Annotated in this window: 13 protein-coding genes and 1 pseudogene; 11 read left to right on the top strand and 3 right to left on the bottom strand. The window is 41.9% G+C overall.

The genetic code is table 11. From position 1 onward, the window contains the following. Positions 1-442: 442 nt before the first annotated feature. The 5 genes and pseudogenes from AACU33_RS33235 to AACU33_RS33220 all read left to right on the top strand — a co-directional run bounded on the left by AACU33_RS33235 (position 443) and on the right by AACU33_RS33220 (position 4,426). On the top strand, positions 443-1,324 hold the full coding sequence (locus AACU33_RS33235; RefSeq protein WP_096594518.1) for an SDR family NAD(P)-dependent oxidoreductase: 882 nt from the start codon (positions 443-445) through the stop codon (positions 1,322-1,324). Between the two features lie 87 nt (positions 1,325-1,411). After that, positions 1,412-2,911, top strand: a complete 1,500-nt coding sequence (locus tag AACU33_RS33230) for a glycosyl hydrolase family 57 (RefSeq protein WP_096594517.1) — start codon at positions 1,412-1,414, stop codon at positions 2,909-2,911. A gap of 375 nt (positions 2,912-3,286) precedes the next feature. Further along, positions 3,287-3,421, top strand: a pseudogene (locus tag AACU33_RS37690) (hypothetical protein); the annotation flags it as partial. A 233-nt stretch (positions 3,422-3,654) separates the two neighbouring features. Then, positions 3,655-4,140, top strand: coding sequence for an allophycocyanin (locus AACU33_RS33225; RefSeq protein WP_096594516.1), 486 nt, complete (start codon positions 3,655-3,657; stop codon positions 4,138-4,140). A 106-nt stretch (positions 4,141-4,246) separates the two neighbouring features. Continuing rightward, the gene (locus tag AACU33_RS33220) at positions 4,247-4,426 is read left to right on the top strand and encodes a chlorophyll a/b-binding protein (protein WP_096594515.1); all 180 of its coding nucleotides are present in this window, start codon (positions 4,247-4,249) and stop codon (positions 4,424-4,426) included. 334 nt (positions 4,427-4,760) lie between these two features. On the opposite strand, the gene AACU33_RS33215 is transcribed toward AACU33_RS33220, so the two are convergent. Next, positions 4,761-6,119, bottom strand: a complete 1,359-nt coding sequence (locus AACU33_RS33215) for a sensor histidine kinase (protein WP_096594514.1) — start codon at positions 6,117-6,119, stop codon at positions 4,761-4,763. Positions 6,120-6,690: 571 nt separating this feature from the next. On the opposite strand from AACU33_RS33215, the gene AACU33_RS33210 reads away from it, so the two are divergent. The 5 genes from AACU33_RS33210 to AACU33_RS33190 all read left to right on the top strand — a co-directional run bounded on the left by AACU33_RS33210 (position 6,691) and on the right by AACU33_RS33190 (position 12,462). Further along, positions 6,691-7,746, top strand: a complete 1,056-nt coding sequence (locus tag AACU33_RS33210) for a permease (protein ID WP_096594513.1) — start codon at positions 6,691-6,693, stop codon at positions 7,744-7,746. A gap of 62 nt (positions 7,747-7,808) precedes the next feature. After that, entirely contained in the window at positions 7,809-7,994 is a 186-nt protein-coding gene (locus tag AACU33_RS33205; protein ID WP_339376426.1) for a hypothetical protein, read from the top strand. Then, the gene (locus tag AACU33_RS33200) at positions 7,991-8,767 is read left to right on the top strand and encodes a TIGR03943 family putative permease subunit (protein WP_096594512.1); all 777 of its coding nucleotides are present in this window, start codon (positions 7,991-7,993) and stop codon (positions 8,765-8,767) included. Before AACU33_RS33205 ends, AACU33_RS33200 begins: the two co-directional genes overlap by 4 nt. A gap of 39 nt (positions 8,768-8,806) precedes the next feature. After that, on the top strand, positions 8,807-10,303 hold the full coding sequence (locus AACU33_RS33195; protein WP_096594511.1) for an Ig-like domain-containing protein: 1,497 nt from the start codon (positions 8,807-8,809) through the stop codon (positions 10,301-10,303). Between the two features lie 554 nt (positions 10,304-10,857). Continuing rightward, positions 10,858-12,462 (top strand): hypothetical protein, encoded by a 1,605-nt coding sequence (locus AACU33_RS33190; protein WP_096594510.1) that lies wholly within the window; start codon positions 10,858-10,860, stop codon positions 12,460-12,462. Positions 12,463-12,519: 57 nt separating this feature from the next. On the opposite strand, the gene AACU33_RS33185 is transcribed toward AACU33_RS33190, so the two are convergent. Further along, positions 12,520-14,640, bottom strand: coding sequence for an NAD(P)/FAD-dependent oxidoreductase (locus AACU33_RS33185; RefSeq protein ID WP_096594509.1), 2,121 nt, complete (start codon positions 14,638-14,640; stop codon positions 12,520-12,522). A 161-nt stretch (positions 14,641-14,801) separates the two neighbouring features. Between AACU33_RS33185 and AACU33_RS33180 the strand changes: the two genes are divergently transcribed. Beyond that, positions 14,802-15,035, top strand: coding sequence for a hypothetical protein (locus AACU33_RS33180; protein ID WP_096594508.1), 234 nt, complete (start codon positions 14,802-14,804; stop codon positions 15,033-15,035). A gap of 138 nt (positions 15,036-15,173) precedes the next feature. Here the strand turns inward: AACU33_RS33180 and cimA are convergent, their stop codons facing one another. After that, positions 15,174-16,850 carry a citramalate synthase gene (cimA, locus tag AACU33_RS33175; RefSeq protein ID WP_096594507.1) on the bottom strand — a complete coding sequence of 559 codons (1,677 nt, stop codon included), beginning with the start codon at positions 16,848-16,850 and terminating at the stop codon, positions 15,174-15,176. Between the last annotated feature and the right edge of the window lie 388 nt (positions 16,851-17,238).

Genomic DNA, 17,238 nt, shown 5'->3' with positions numbered 1-17,238 from the left:
GATTTTATGGAATTTATGCCAGTAATTTGCCCTAATTGTCAAGAAATTTCTATATTGTTTGAGCAGTATTTATAAAAACTTATCCCCAAAATTTTGCGCATATATATACTAGTTGTAAATAAGTGTTAAGAAATGCTTATTAAAAATTGTTGCCACGCCTTGATTAAATTGTTAACGTGTGTATGGCAACTAGCTGGTGAACGCTCTGATGAAGGAGAAGTAAAAACCTATGAGCTATATCCAATCAGCCAATTGAAGAAGTGTTGATTCTTGAAAAGAAAGTGAGAAATTTCTGATGTCTATCGGCTATGAGGGATTGCTATTTAACTCAGAAATTACTCCTTGTTACAGGCTTAGTTTTGATTTCAATGACGATTGCTAATTTGTCTTACCCAAAGGATGCGAGAACGCGGTGAGACTGAGATTTTGGAGGTAAAAACTCATGAAGATTCAAGGTAAAGTTGCCTTAATTACTGGGGCTTCCCGTGGAATTGGGCGGGCGATCGCTCTCGAACTAGCACAACAAGGCATCAAGCGCGCGATCTTATTGTCACGCGATCGCCAAAAGTTAGCAGAAGTAGCCCAAGAAATCGAGGCACTGGGAACATCTGCCACCATCGTACCGATAGATTTAACTCAAGCAGTTGAGGTAAATATTGCTGTTGCGCAACTGTGGCGCGATTGCGGCCCCATACATCTACTGGTTAATTGTGCGGGAGTCGCATACCAAAGTCCATTTTTACAATCGAAACTTCCCCAAGTTCAAGAAGAAATCTCCCTCAATTTATTGGGAATGTACAACTTAACTAGTCTGATAGCTCGACGCATGGCTAACCACAGACAAGGGACAATTGTGAATGTGTCCAGCTTAATGGGGAAAATAGCTGCACCCACAATGGCGACTTATTCAGCCACCAAATTTGCCATTTTAGGATTTACTCAAGCCTTACGTCAGGAACTAGCACCCTACAATATCAAAGTGCAAGCCTTACTACCTTCCCTCACAGACACAGACATGGTACGAGGCTTTCAATTATTTCGTTGGGTAATCCCGATGACTCCGCAACAAGTCGCGCAAACGTTTGTCGCAGGCTTGCAGAGAGATGCACCAGAAATTTTAGTAGGATGGCAAAGTCATTTAGCCGTTTGGTGTCAGCGTCTTGCACCTTGGTTGCTAGAACCGATTCTACAAATAGCCACTCCGTCAGCTTTTAGAAGCAAACAGCCTAACCTACTGAGTACACTTACTCAAAAACTCAGCCTGATAACACGAGATTTGCTCTTATCGAGAAACATGGTTTCTTTCGTATCTGCACGTAAGTAACATACACTAGGGGCACAACTATTGTTGTGCCCTCTTGTTGTGCCTTGACAGATAATTAAGATACACCTCGTTTCGGAGCAACCAGAAATGCTGACATTACCTCATACTCTCCCTGTTTTGCCCGAAATCATCGATGGCTTACCGAATATTTCTGGTTGGGAAACAGAGGTTCTCTCGGTAGTAAACCATGATGCACCTGTATTCTTACAAAATACAAACCTTCGTTTAGAAGATATTAACGCCGGATTTGCGATCGCCTTACATATGCACCAGCCAACCATACCTGCTGGATATAATGGCGGACTAATTAGCAATCTGCAATATATGTTTGAACATCAAGGCGAAGGTGATAACCATAATGCCGGGCCTTTTGCCTGGTGTTACAGTCGCATGGGAGATTTTATTCCCGAACTCGTCAGTCAAGGTTGCAATCCCCGCGTCATGTTGGATTACTCCGGTAATCTTTTTTGGGGACTCAGGCAAATGGGACGCAGTGATATTATCGATAACCTCAAACGGATAACTTGCGATCGCACTTATCAGCCTTATGTAGAGTGGTTGGGTACAATGTGGAGTCATGCAGTAATTCCCTCCACCCCCATAGCAGATATTAAATTGCAAATCGTAGCATGGCAACAGCATTTTGCCGCAATTTTTGGTTGGGAAGCATTAGCGCGAGTTAAAGGATTTTCTCCACCAGAAATGCACCTGCCAAATCATCCTGATACTCTCTTTGCATTTGTCAAAGCACTCAAAGAATGTGGATATCGTTGGCTATTAGTTCAAGAACATTCTGTAGAAACAATTAGCGGACAACCTCTGAGCTATAAACATTTACCACATCGTTTAATTGCTCGTAATTCTCAAGGCGAAACAATTAGTATTACTGTCTTAATTAAAACCCAAGGTTCTGATACTAAATTAGTTGCTCAGATGCAACCTTACTATGAAGCCAAAACACTATCCAAACAACAATTAGGCAGTGTCTTAGTACCTCCAATTGTTAGCCAAATAGGAGATGGCGAAAATGGTGGTGTGATGATGAATGAATTTCCCAGCGCTTTCAAACAAGCTTGGTGGGATATGGTAAATCATGGTGGCGGAAAAGCAGGTGTAGTTGGATTTTGCGGGACAGAATATTTAGAATTAATAGAAGCGGCTGGGTGTAAACCTGAAGATTATCCTACTTGTCAGTCAACAGGACAACATTATATTTGGGAGCAAGTTGCACCCGATAATTGCCAACCTGAAGCTGTAGAAAATGCCATCCTAGAATTAAAGCAAACCAATCCCAATTTCCACCTAGATGGAGCTTCATGGACTAACCATATTAGTTGGGTAAAAGGATATGAAAATGTTCTATCTCCCATGTATCAATTAAGCAGTTCATTCCATGAAAAGGTGGATAAATTATTAGTTAATTCAACAGCAGAATCTATAACTAAAAAATCTAGTTATTGCAATCTTCTCCTACATAATTTATTGCTACAAACTAGCTGTTTTCGTTATTGGGGACATGGTACTTGGACTGACTATGCCAGAGAAATTTACCAACGTGGTAAAAATTTACTAATAGCAACATTGTAAATAATGTAATTTTGATGAAATTTAGAAGACCGCCAGAAGTATAGCTAACAAGTTTTTTAGCTTGATATGCCAAAAATATATTTTGTTTGAATATATATAAGCAAACTGTGCAGCTAAAAAATTCGGTGGTCTTCTAGAATCTAAATATAGAGGCATATTTAAGCAGTCAGCTTATATAAATCTGCAATTTGAGCAAAATTGCAGATTATGGCATACAATTAAAGATAGATAAAAAGCGATAACGCTACAAATTGCGAGGCAACCAATATGGATGCCAAGGAAGTCTAAACCTATATGCAGCCAGTGAAAGAAGAAATTTTAGGCAGGCAAATCTGAGAGAAATAAGCCTAATTTAAAGCCAATTTCAGCAAAGTAAATTTTACTGGAGCAAATTTGAAAAACTCAAAATCAGGTATTGCCACTTTAAGTTGGCTAAACCTGAAGGGAAAAAATATCAGCAGGCTTAATCGTCAGTGGGAAAAAACTTGGCGATGGCAGAATGTACAATGATAATTTAATTTCAGCAAATTACTTTAGTTAAAAGATGAAAAAATTTACTTGTCGGTTGAAATGTAGATTATTTGTTTACGACCACAAGTGCTATTTTAGCGTCTAAACTTTTAAGTTTTAATCGAAAGCAACTGAAACTTTCATTAGTAGCTTTTTCTCAGCCTACTAGTGAAGCAGGTTTATAGAATCCTGAAAGAGCAAATATAATTTCATTTTTTTGTAGGAGACTGTTAATGAGTCCGATCATGAAGTCAATTTTAAACGCAGACTCTGAAGCTCGCTATCTCACCCCTGGTGAGATAGAACAAATTAAGATTTTTACAGCAAATGCTGATCGTCGTCTGCGCTTAGTTAAAGCCATCACAGAGAACCGACAGAACATTATTAAGCAATCTGGAAATCAACTATTTCAAAAGCGTCCAGATATTATCTCACCTGGTGGCAACGCCTACGGACAAGAAATGACTGCGACTTGTCTGCGGGACATGGATTACTATCTGCGCTTGGTAACTTACAGTATCGTAGCTGGTGATTCTACACCGATTCAAGAGATTGGTGTTGTTGGTGTCCGCCAAATGTACAGATCTCTCGGTACTCCGATTGAAGCTGTCGCTGAAAGTATCCGTATGATGAAGAACGTTGTCACTTCCATGATAGCTGCTGAAGATGTTAGTGAAGTTAATGGTTACTTCAACTCCATAATCGCTGCTATGCAGTAGGGTAATCATCTTTTGCGGCTATAGCTTTCTATTACTAGCCTCAAAAAATTGTTGATTTATTCGAGACTAAAGCTTAAAAGAAATTGAAAAATTTAGAGCCATCTTTATGCCAAACACGACAAAAGTTAAAGAGTTGAGTTCAAATCAACGCAATGCTTGGTTTGGGGGTTTTACTCCTCAATCAGAAATTTTGAATGGTCGTCTAGCAATGATAGGCTTTGTAGCCGTCATAGTGATTGAAGTAGTTTCCGGTCACGGCTTTCTGCACTTTTGGAACATTCTGTAATTTGTTGATTAGCTCATATAGCTAAATTTTACTCATTATTACATTTGGAGAGAAATAATGTCTAAAGAAAAAAAGGGTAACAGAGAAGCTAAGAAACCCAAAAAAGATCCTGATAAAAAAAAGGAGAAAAAAGACCCAAATAGATATGATGGTTTAAGCGGATAAATTTGATGAGATTTTGCAGCTTGCGCCAAAAGGTGCCAAAAATCTAACCCGAAAATACTCAAGCGATCGCCCATAGTGTATCAAAGCAGCGTGAGATAGTGAACTTATCGCTCGTCTAGGGTGCGATCGCTAATTCTATATTTATAAAGCAATATTTTTACCATTTTAATCATAGCAAAGGTAATAAAATTTCAAATTCCGTACCTTTACCAAGTTGCGATCGCAAATTTAACTTACCTCCATGTCTTGCTGTAATAATTCGATAACTAACAGCTAAACTAGTTGTTTTATCAGCACGTTTCTCCATAGTGTAGGATTCAATAATTTGCTGTTGTAACTCTAAAGACATACCCGGCCCGTTATCAGCAATGCAAATAGAAACCCAGCGAGAATCGGGCGCTCCTGGTTTGATTGCTTCGCGAGGAATAATTTTTGTAGTGATTTCAATTCGCGGTTTTTCAATACTATTTGTAGTCTCTGGATGGAATTGATGGCGGACAATTTCATTCAGTAAGCTATCTATTGATTCAGTAAAAATATTCATTAATACTTGACTTAATTGCCCCATGAAGCAATATACTGGTGGCAAGTGACCGTAGTTTTTAACTATTTCAATTTCTCCTTGAATCCGGCTATTAATTAATAAAACAATACTATCTAGACAAGCGTGTAAATCTCCTGGCTTGGGATAGACATCATCGATATGACAGAAGTTTTGCAAACTAGTGACGAGTTTTTTTAATCTTTCTGCCCCAGTGCGGATACTAGCTAATGCTTTGGATAAATCTTCTTCTAGAAAATCAAATTCAATCTCTTCTTTAAGATAATTAATGTAATTGGAACCACCAGGTGATTCTTGGTCATAAGCTGCTATAAGTTTGAGCAAGTCCTGGCTATAGTTAGAAACATAAGTTAAGTTACCCCAGATAAAACTTACGGGGTCTAAAATTTCGTGTGCCACCCCATCTACCAAACGTCCCAAACTAGCCATTTTGTCATTTTGAATCATTTGGGTTTGGCTGCGTTCATAGCGCACTTGAGTTTCTATCCCGCGAATTTGCCAGGAAGCAAGATTTAGTTCATATACATCTAATAACTTATAAGTATCAGGTGCAGTTTGTACCACCACAGGTTCTGCTACCAGTTCAGGCGATCGCCTTAAAGTAAGTTGCATTGCTGACAAAATTGGTGTCGTCTCCGGAAGCTGCAAAATCGCTATTCGTGCATAGCTGTAGAGCATACTCAGTGGTTCCCGGAAAAACAACTCTTTTCCGTAAGGACGAATCCAAAATTCTAAAAGTCGTCGCCGCGAAATCATCCCGACGAACTTACCCTGTTCGCGTAAGATTGCGCCTGGTAGCAAAGGGTACTTTTCAAACATTCGTGCAACTTCTATAGCGGTACAGCTAAGTTCCACTTGGAAGTTGTACATTGACAGTTCTTGGAGAGTTGACTCTAAACCGAGATCGCGATCGCTACCCTGAGATAAAAATGGTGGTGATATTTGAAAACTGAAATCTTGTGCCACTTGAGACTCTTAACTTTGTATAAAAACTAGCAATCAATAAGCTAACATTTTAGCCTTTGCTCGTCTTTGTTCCATCCCTAGCTTGACCTATTGCCATTCAGCACTACGGAACTTATGATGTTAAATCTTTGTCGCGCTGTTTGCTTGATAATGAAATTTTGCCAAAAATTAAAAAAATTCTCAGATGCAGCTAATAACATTGCTCCTAAATTGTTTAAAAACTGTGAACCCTTTATAAAAATCCGTGGAAGCTAACACACTTACTAGCAAAATTACAGTAAGTATAAACATAGGGAATTAAATATAGTACATTAAGTGATTACCCTCTATAATTGGAACCATTTATCAGGATAAATATTCTTCAGAATGGTAATTGTCAGTAAATCCACCCAAATTAACATAATTAACTGTCAGTAACTGAGGCTTTGTAATTCTCAAGCGTTAGTATAAACACCAGATCAACTCTTGACTGAAATGAGCTTAAATTATCCCCATCTGCATTTGATCCCCATTCCGATAAAATGACAAAGCATACCCTCAAAACTCCAAACCGCTTTTGACTGCGACACCCATGAATCAACTGAACAATGGTTTCACCCTATTTCTGAGTTTGCTAGTCGAGGCGATACCTTTTTTGCTTCTGGGAGTTTTATTCTCCAGCGTGCTGCTATTTTTTGTAGATGAGCGCAAACTGGTAGAAAAAATGCCCAAAAATCCAATACTGGGCGCTTTAGTTGGTAGCACAATCGGCTTTTTATTTCCGGTGTGTGAGTGCGGTAACGTGCCGGTAGCGCGGCGCTTGCTGATGCAGGGAGTACCCACACCAGTAGCAATAGGTTTTTTGCTAGCAGCACCGACAATTAACCCCATAGTAATTTGGTCAACTTGGACAGCGTTTCGAGATCAGCCAGAAATAGTGGTGTTACGCATCGTATTGTCTTTAACGATCGCGACAATTATTGGCTTTGTTTTTAGTTTTCAAAAAGACTTAATTCCCATTGCCCAACCGGCGTTAGCTCGTTACCTCAAATTTAATCCCCCAGCCCCACCAGAAGCAACACGCCGGGGGCGACGTTATCAAACACAACAGAATACAACAGGTTCTACTTTGTTGAAGTCTGGAACTTATATCCTAGGAGGAAAAGGTAGCTTAACTGCGCGCATAGATGATAATTTAATTGACGCAAACAGCCCATCATCTCCTAGCTCTAAACCCCTTGCAGATAAACTGCGTTTAGTAGTAGATAATATCGTTCAAGAACTACGAGAATTAGGCGGAGTAATGGTTCTCGGAAGTGCGATCGCTGCTGCTATTCAAGTATTAGCACCTAGGGAATTAATACTCAGCCTAGGTGCGGGGCCGATTAGCTCAATTGTGGCCATGCTGATATTAGCCGCAGTTGTATCCATCTGTTCTACAGTAGATTCATTTTTCGCCCTATCTTTTGCTTCCACTTTTACCAGTGGTTCTCTGTTAGCTTTTCTGGTATTCGGCCCCATGATTGACATCAAAGGCGTAGGTTTGATGTTATCAATTTTCAAAGCGAAGGCTCTATTTTATTTATTTGCTTTAGCAGGATTATTAACGTTTTTGTTTACTTTGTTTTTGAATTTGCACGTCATGTAAATTAATTAGTCAAGAGTCCAAAGTCCAAAGCCAATAGTTTTATGCTCTTTGACTCTTGACTGTTGAACGCCAGTACTCTGCGAGAAGCCGCCCTTCGGGCGTCTACACTTAACGGAGGGAACCTCCCTTCGGGTACTCTGCGAGAACCCCTACGGGGAACGCCAGTCGCCTACGGAGGGAAACCCTCCCGCAGCGCTGGTCTCACCGCACGTGACTGGCTCCTCTTGACTATTGACCCTTTCCCATGAATCCCAAACCAAAATCTATATCTAAACTGCGAAATCTGTTAATACCTTGGCTGGATGTTTTAGCAATTACAGCTTGGGGAATTTTAATCTTAAAATACTGGATTACAGGCAAGTTAAACTTGTTAATTCACCCTGATTATTTTGGGTTAGCAATTGCTGGTGCTATTGGCTTGTTAGTTATTAGTTTGTTTAAATCCATACAACTCTGGCGACGGCGTCGGCGGGATGACGTACCCAACCCCATGCATATCAATATGTTTCCGCCTGGTTGGGGTGCTAGTTTGCTTTTAACAACAGCGATTTTGGGTTTTATCATTACACCGCAAGTCTTTGCTAGTGATAAAGCACTTCAACGGGGTGTGACAATTGATTCATTGGGAACCTCACGAGTCAGACCCCAATCATTTCGGGCTAGCGTTCGTCCCGAAGAGCGATCGCTTGTAGACTGGGTACGCACGCTTAATGTATATCCCGAACCAGACTCATATACAGGGCAAAAAGTTAAGGTAGAGGGATTTGTCATCCAACCACCAAATTTAGGTAAAGAATACATTTTCTTAGCCAGATTTGTCCTCAGTTGTTGTGCCGCAGATGCTTACCCTGTAGGATTGCCTGTCAAACTTCAAGAGGATCGCGATCGCTATCCAGCTGATACTTGGCTAGAAGTAGAAGGGCAAATGCTAACAGAAAATCTCTCTGGAAAACGCCAACTCACCATCGCCGCTACTTCGCTGAAAAAGATTCCTCAACCCAAGAATCCTTATGTGTATTAGTCAAAAGTCCCCAGTCCAATGACAAATGACAAATGACCAATGGCTAAATCCAAAGAATTTATTCAACCACTCGATCGTGTAGCGATCGCATTCATGTTAGTGCTAAGTTTGTTAATTGGGTTGCTCATCTGGCAAGGTGATGGTGTCAAGCCTAGCATCCGGAGTTTCAACTGGCAGAACCAACAAATTGGCGCAGAAGATACATCTTTTACTCTCACCTTTAGCCGTCCAATGGATGGGAAAAGTGTAGAAGATAACTTGAAAATTGAGCCGCCTCTAGCTGGGAAAATAAGTTGGGCAGGACGGCGGATGGTGTATACACTTTTGACACCAGCACCCTATGGCACGAATTATAAAGTCCAGTTGCAAGGAGCTAAAGATCAATTTTCCCGCAAAGAGGGCAAAAATACTGTAATTCAGCCTTTTACAGGCACTTTTCGCACACGCGATCGCGCAATTCTTTATATAGGTGTCGATCCACAAGAACAGGGACAGTTAATTCTCTACAACTTAACTCAAGAGCAAAAAAAGATTCTTACCCCTAAAGATTTAATTGTCATGGATTTTGAGCCATTTCCAGATGGGGAGAAAATTTTATTTTCGGCTCGTACTAGTAAAAACCAAGACTTACTTTCGGCGCAACTATACACAGTTACAACAGGTATTTCTAGCAAAGCTGGCGAACAAGCACAAGCACCAGGTAGAGTTGACCTAATTTTAGATAGTAAAGACTATCAAAACCTCAAATTTGACTTATCGCCAGATGGGCAAACAATTGTCATCCAGCGCGGAAATAAATCGAATCCTGGCGAGTTTGGGCTGTGGGTGATGCCAACCACTAGCGATAAACCAACAGAAAAACCCACTGCTAAACCCCTGAAAAGCCAACCAGGGGGAGACTTTATGATTACACCTGATAGCAAAGCTGTAGCGGTTGCGCAAGGTCAAGGAGCAGCAATTTTACCTCTTGTGGGGGATGCTAGCAAACCTTTGGATTTTCTACCCCAGTTTGGGTTAGTCCAGGCTTTCTCTAAAGATGGCTCGCAAGCAGCAATGGTCAAGTTTAATACAGATTACACGCGAGATTTATTCTTGGTGACTAACCAAGGAATCCAAAAACCATTGTTGAAAACAACTGGCTCAATTCTCAATTGCCAGTTCGATCCAGCTTCTCCTACTCTTTACTGTTTGCTAACCCAGTTAGTATCCAAAGAACAATACATAGAACAGCCTTATTTAGTAGCCATCGATCTGAAAACAGCACAACAGAAACCACTGCTAGTACTGCCCGTCGACCAGCGAAATGTGCAAATGAGCCTATCACCAGATGGTTTAGGCTTATTATTTGACCAAGTAGTAGCACAAGAAGTTACTGCACCAGTATCTAACAGTCCGTTAAAAACCGATGATGGAGAAGCGATCGCAACTAGTAGTCTTTGGTTAATGCCTCTCATGCCCATCGCCGACACTACTACCGCCGAAATCAAGCCAGAGAAGCTTCCCCTAGATGGATTCGCGCCTCATTGGCTACCGTGAATAAGGATGAGGGGGCAGGAGAATAGGCAGGGGGCAGGAGAATAGGCAGGGGGCAGGAAGCAGGGGGAAAAAGAAACAACTTTTGACCCTTGACTCTGGACTCTCGACTCTTGACCAATGCCACATTTCTTAGATTAATTGCATCTGATGGCAGGCTGTTTGCTAAATTAGATACAGTGCTAACGCTTCCCTAGTGATGAATTCGTGCCAACAAGTTATTACTAAATAACTGTTGATTAAGATCTTGCAAGATCGCATCTGTAATTAGCATCTGAAAAAATTTTCCTGTCATTCTTAAGTTGGCGGGAAATAACTTTGTAATGTTATAACGTCATCAGTTATGGATGCAAAATGGGGAACACTGAAATCAATGATTAATTACTCATGCTGGAGGAGGGCTACACTTGGCTTCTAGAGTAACTCTCCCCACGGCTACAGCCAGGGACTTCTCCGGTTTCCCCCAGCTACTTGCGTCAACCCCAATTCGGACACAATCGATAAGCAATGCTAACGCCAGCACTGCTGAACAATTTTAAGCAGGTGGGTCAAGAGTGATGAATGAAGCTGAACCCTCAAATAATGGGGCTTTTAGTGAATCCTTAAATTCTGCTAATTCGCCACAAATCGAGTCGGCGAGTTGTCCGTTTTATGCTGTTGTGCCTACTGAAAATATGGCAATTTCAAAATTACCACTTCTTCAGCCAGCAAAAGACGAACAGTACGAAGCTCAAATTTCTTCTATCCCTGTAGATGCAGCCAAGCAAGACTGGGTTGCTGAACCTGACATCCAAAAACAAACCACGATCGATTCTGAATTTCAGAAACTGCTGACATTGAATGAAGAATTGCGTTCTGCTAACGATGGTTTGTACGAGCAGGTAGAAAAACTCAAAGGTGAATTAGTTGACTCAGAAAAGGCTATGCAGTGGCAAAAAAGACGCCATAGCGTTACTGAGTCAATGCTGAATCAACAAACTCAGGAACTAGCCGCAGCGCAAGAACAAATAAAATCTCTATTCCAACAATTAGAAACTGCCGTACAAAACGTTCAGCGTCAAGAAATCTTCATAGAAACTTATAAAGCACAGTTACAAATTAGCCAGCAACGCCTTGCCCAACTAGAACGTGAATGTTCGCTGCTGCAAACTAACTATAGCGAACAATCTCAGCAGCTATTACAGTCAGAAAATTCCTGTCGAGAGTTACGTACTAGGCTAATGCGTCAACAACGCCAGACCCTACAATTTAAAGCGGCTCTGGAAAAATGTTTGGAGACACCAGTTCCTGGTGATGATTCTCTAGAAGATACTGCAAGCCATACCCGCGAGAAAAATACTAAACAATCAAGATTTGCGAAAAAAGCTCGGTCTTTGTTTCCTAATGCACAGCCAATTAAGCCTTGGTCAGCAGAACCAGAATCTTTAACTGATAATTTAGATACTTCCTGGAAAGAATCTTCCGCCACACCTCCACATCACAAGAGTGAACCTTTTAACCCTCCATCTTCCCCTTGGGATTGGTCAAACCGAGAAGAACAGCCCATACCAGCACAACCAGAAACTTCACCAGAAACAATTCCGCTTTTGGAAGCATCTAAGATTATTGACGATTTTTCTACTCAGCCAGAAATAGTTTCGCCTTCGGGTTCATCGAACATTGATGAGCAAATTGATAGCCTGATCCAAATGTTTTTTGCTGCGCAGCCTGCACATACATCTTCATTTTCTACTATTGAAACTATTGAAACAGATGTAGACAGCAATCCAGCTGATGATGTATCAGTTTGGGAAACAATGGCAACTACAGTTACGGATGATGAGCAAGCAGAAACTGTGAAAGAACAGAATTCTACCAAAGATAGTAACCCTATCAGTTGGGTAGTCAATAACGCCTCTTCATCAGCTAAAAACTCACCAGTATCGCCCACTGCACCGATCGCTCAAACAAGCGATACCGGAGAAGATGAAGACTATTGGGCGGAAATTTCACAATTGAATCAGGTAGACTTGCCTTTGCCGGATGCAGGCCAAGACTCATTGGGTAGCTCTACTACAGACGATAATTCACCCTCCCCCGTGGTTTATCCCAAACGTCCACCCAAGGGGCGCAAGTCTTTGGCATCTGTTGAGTTACCAAATTTTCATAAGAAAAATCAGTAGTCAAGAGTCAAGAGTCAAAAGTCAAGAGTCTAATGACAAATGACTAATGACTAATGACTAATTTAAAATTCTCGCTTCCGATTTTTGAATAGTGTCTGCTTGATTGATTTTTGCTACTTGACTGGGCGATCGCGGTTTACCTGTGCTGATAGCGTAGTTAATAGCTAATAGCTGTAACCACAGTGATGGGTGGCGAGGTTCTACCCAAGGTGCTATTTGCTGTAGAAAGCGGGGAAACCAGCCACTCAGCACGGCACTGACGAAGGCATGACGACCAAAGTTAAAATAATTTCCCAGCCATCTGAATAAATCTCTAGGGCCAGCCAGTTCCCAAATCCACAATAGCAGCGCTGGGTTTTTGCGTGCTGCTTTGATTGCTAGGCGGTTAAAGGTTAACCAATCGCATCGATCCTTAATGAAATTGTCTGCTACTTCTGGAGGTTCATCTGCCAACAGCCCAAAGAAGGTATTTAGCATGGAGTTGATTCTTTGGGGCGGTAAGAATTTACCTGTGGGCACCATCATACCTTTAGAAAATAGCCAAGTCACAGAAACGTTACTTTGATAGGCGCGAATTTTATTTAAGTGACGGAAACTCAGCAAGTTATGTTTAAGGGCAATATCCAAAAGTTTTGTCAGCCGTTCTAAATTGCGTACTAGGGAACCAAAGCCAGTAAATACCAGCGGAGACTGGAGAGATGCGGCGTCACCAATCGCAATTAATCTATCAAAAGCAACTGTGCGATCGCGACTGCCAACACTAAAATGCCCTGGTATATATCCAAAGGTAGGTTTCTTCCATACCAGCTTGTCTACGTCGCACCGTCGATACTCAGGCAAAATCGCGAAAAAGTCCTCATACATCTCTAACAGAGAACCAGGATTTTGCGGATTGACTTCGTGGTAATGAAACAAATAAATTGTGAGTTCTTCGCCAATACCCGGAAACAATTCCCAAATTAATTGTCTCCCACGAGAAATATCCCCGTGACTGTAGAGAACATCGCCATATTGGGAATCCCAAACTTGCGGCTCAAATCCCTTGTCAATTACCGCCCCAACTGTCGGACAAACACTATCAAAAGCCCGACCACCATTTAATTGCCAAGCAATAGGAGAGGCTGTACCCATCGCATCTACTAGCAGCCTTCCGCTGACTTGCTTCTCTTCTTGAGTGGGTAAATGCTTGACTGTAATTACAACTTGAGATTTGTCAATATCTGCACGCAGAAACTCTGTCTCATCCCAAATTTCACCACCTGCGGCGCGCAGCTTTTGACCGCACATTTGCAGCCATTTATCTGAGTCGAGGGCGATATTTAATACTGTCGGGGTGTGCAAAACAGGCGATCGCAATTTAGGTGGATTATTACCATCAAAAAACTTATTAAATCCGTCTTTATACTCGCGTGCAATGACAGTTTCTAGCTCGCTATTAGTTACCAAACCTAAATTAACTAAGCTTTGAAGTTCATCGCGAGAAATATTCCATTCGCGGTTCATCCGCCCAAAAGGCATTCGTTCTACCAGTAGGACTTTATATCCTAATTTAGCCATTACTGCTGCATGGATAGCCCCTAAAGCGCCGCCAATGTAGATAATGTCATAGGTAGGCGATGAGGCAGAATCTCCCCTGCTCCCTGGCTCCCTGGCTCCCCTGCTATTTGAGAACACCACCTGACGGGGCTGTTGTGGATTCCTTACACCCTCACGCCATCGTTGCTCCCACCAATAGGCACGTTTCAAATCGTATTCCCCATTGGGCATTTTCTGAAAATATTTGACTGTCAGGGGGTAATAGGGCGCTAAGGCTGCAAATATCGATTGTTGAGATAAGTCAATTGCTGGAGGTTCAGGATAGTTATGCGGAAAGCGGCTTCTGATGTCAGCAATCAAGCGTTGTAAAATTTGTGCTTCTTGGGGAAAGGGTTTGTCTGCCCAACGAAACACTTTTAGATAGGTAGTTCGCTGCACCGACCATACAAATATGGAAAGTTCTCTAGGTAAATTTTCGGGAATAGCGACCCCAACATTTGTAGTTTCAGCAGTTACTCTGAGGCGCAATCCGTCAGGAGTGATTATTTTTTCACAAGTCCCCGGTTGAAAATCTGCTTGCAGCCAACCGCATACCGCAACTGTATCTGGAGTCGGAATTTCTAAATAAAGTAGCTCTTTCATTTTTTTTCTGACATCTCCGCTAAATCTACTCACTAAGACAGATTTCAAGTAGGCATGAAATACGCTAAACTCCGCCCTATCAGTTGCATAAAGATTTGGTGAAGAAATTTTAATAATTTGTCAAACATATTGTTCATTCTGAATTTCTGTAAACCCACGCCATGAATTATCCCATCCCAGACAGCCCCCAAGACATTGTTGCCCTGCAACACAGACCTGTAGATGAAGAACTGGTTGCATCTGCGATCGCTGGAGTGATTAAAATTGTGCGGGCGCAGGGTCAATCCTTAGAAGAGTTAACTGCCCAGGTGTTAGCCGACGATTCTATGCTCGATAAGCAGCAACGACGCTGGCTGAGTAAGTTGGTAGCTCAAGCTTGGGAAAGTTTCTCGTAACAACTTGTTGGTGTTTGCCCAGATTGCCAATCGTATTTTTGGTGTGGGAAGAAAAATAAGTAAGGTTTGAGATTGGCAATTAGCTGCGATTAATTAAAATATTTCTGGGCAGTTAACACCTGTTGAGAAAATATAAATTTAAGATTCAGAAATAGTCGTGTTCTCAGCTTTCGACTTGCGGGTAGAGAGAAATACAGGTTCTTTTTGGGAGTACAGCAACAAACCATACTCCAAACCTTCTACAACAGCTTGATAGGAAGCTTCCAAAATATTTGTTGAAACACCTACGGTAGTCCAGCGTTGATGGCCGTTACCCGATTCTACAAGTGCCCGCGTTTTTGCTGCTGTACCTGTGTGTCCGTTAAGAATCCGGACTTTATAATCTGTTAACTCAAACTCTGCAATTTGGGGGTAGAAGTTTAACAGAGCCTTGCGTAAAGCAGCATCCAAAGCAGCCACAGGGCCATTACCCTCCGCAGCTTCTAAAATATTCTGACCATTAACAGCTACTTTAATTGTCGCTAAAGCGCTGCTTGCTTCTTTGCCTTCAATTAAATCGCAGTGGACTTGAAAACCTTTAACTTCAAAGAACTGCTGGCGATTCCCCAAAGCTTCGTACATCAACAGGGCGAAACTTGCTTCGGCGGCTTCAAATTGATATCCTTCTCTTTCTAATTCTTTCATCCGCTGGAGAATTTGCCGTGCTTCTGGTTGATTTTGATCTAATTCAATCCCAAAAGTCCGGGCTTTTGCTAACACATTACTCAAACCAGATTGTTCGGAAATCACGATGCGGCGACGATTTCCCACTTGTTCTGGCTGAATGTGTTCGTAAGTTAAGGGATTGCGTTCGACTGCGGAGACATGAATACCACCTTTGTGAGCAAATGCTGACCTACCAACAAAAGGCGCGTGTTCGTCCGGAGCTAGGTTGACTACTTCGCTCACAAAACGGCTAGCTTCTGTAAGTTGCGCTAGCTCGTCTTCACCGATACAGCTATAACCCAACTTCAATTGTAAATTGGGAATTAACGAACAGAGGTTAGCATTACCACAACGTTCCCCGTAGCCATTGATTGTACCTTGTACCATCTTTGCCCCAGCCATAACAGCAGCTAAAGCATTAGCAACTGCTAGCTCGGAGTCATTATGAGTGTGAATGCCAATTTGAGGGATTGTCCTTATTTCTTGACAAATGACTGTTGATAAATGACTATTGACTGCCTGGACAATTTGGCTCACTTCATGGGGTAAAGTCCCGCCATTGGTATCACACAGAACTAGCCATTCTGCACCAGCTGCGATCGCCGCATCTAATGTCTGTAAAGCATAATCAGGGTTGTGCTTGTAGCCATCAAACCAATGTTCGGCATCATAGATTACCCGCCGCCCTTGAGCAAAAAGGTACTCAATCGTATCGCGGATCATCGCCAAATTTTCTTCTAAAGTTGTTTTTAGACCTGTTGTGACGTGTAAATCCCAAGACTTACCAAAAACTGTCACCCAACGCGTACCCGCCGCGAGAATGGCTTGCAGCATCGATTCTGATGACGCAGTGGTGTTAGGGCGACGTGTGGAGCAAAAAGCCACAATTTCGGAGTGTTTCAGTGGATCTTCCTGTAATTGCCAGAAAAATTGTACATCCTTGGGATTGGCACCAGGCCAACCACCTTCAATGAAGGGAATTCCTAATCGATCGAGTCTTCTAGCAATGCGTAGCTTATCTTCTATGGACACCGATAGTCCTTCACGTTGAGTACCATCCCGTAGCGTTGTGTCATAGAGCCAAAGTTGAGGTGAGGAATTTGGGGTCATAAGACTGGAACTTGCGAGACAACTTTCAAGGCAATGTGCCAATATACAACAAAAAGCCAGTTTGCTAATTTAAACCAATGAGTGGATGCGATCGCCAAAGTCGGTTGCGTTACCCAAAGACTCAGACAAAATACTGTCCATTGTGAAGCTAACTAAAGAAGAACTTTGCTGCAAAATAGTATTGACCTCTACAATGGCGGTGTTAATGTAATAAACTATCGCCGGGTTGGCGATCTGGTAACTGTACAGTTAAGGTAGAAGGCGAAGTATCAGCAGCGAATCGCGTAATTAAACGCAGCGTTCGCTTCCTCCCCATTCTCCTACAACAGACCTGCGTTTAGCCTGACGTACTGACTGGTGTTTTATGAAAATCGATCGTCAGAAAACC

The sequence above is a fragment of the Calothrix sp. NIES-2098 genome, assembly GCF_963875125.1.
Lineage (GTDB): Bacteria > Cyanobacteriota > Cyanobacteriia > Cyanobacteriales > Nostocaceae > Aulosira.
Note: the sequence above shows the minus strand (reverse complement) of the source record. Positions and strands in the feature narration are given on the sequence as shown.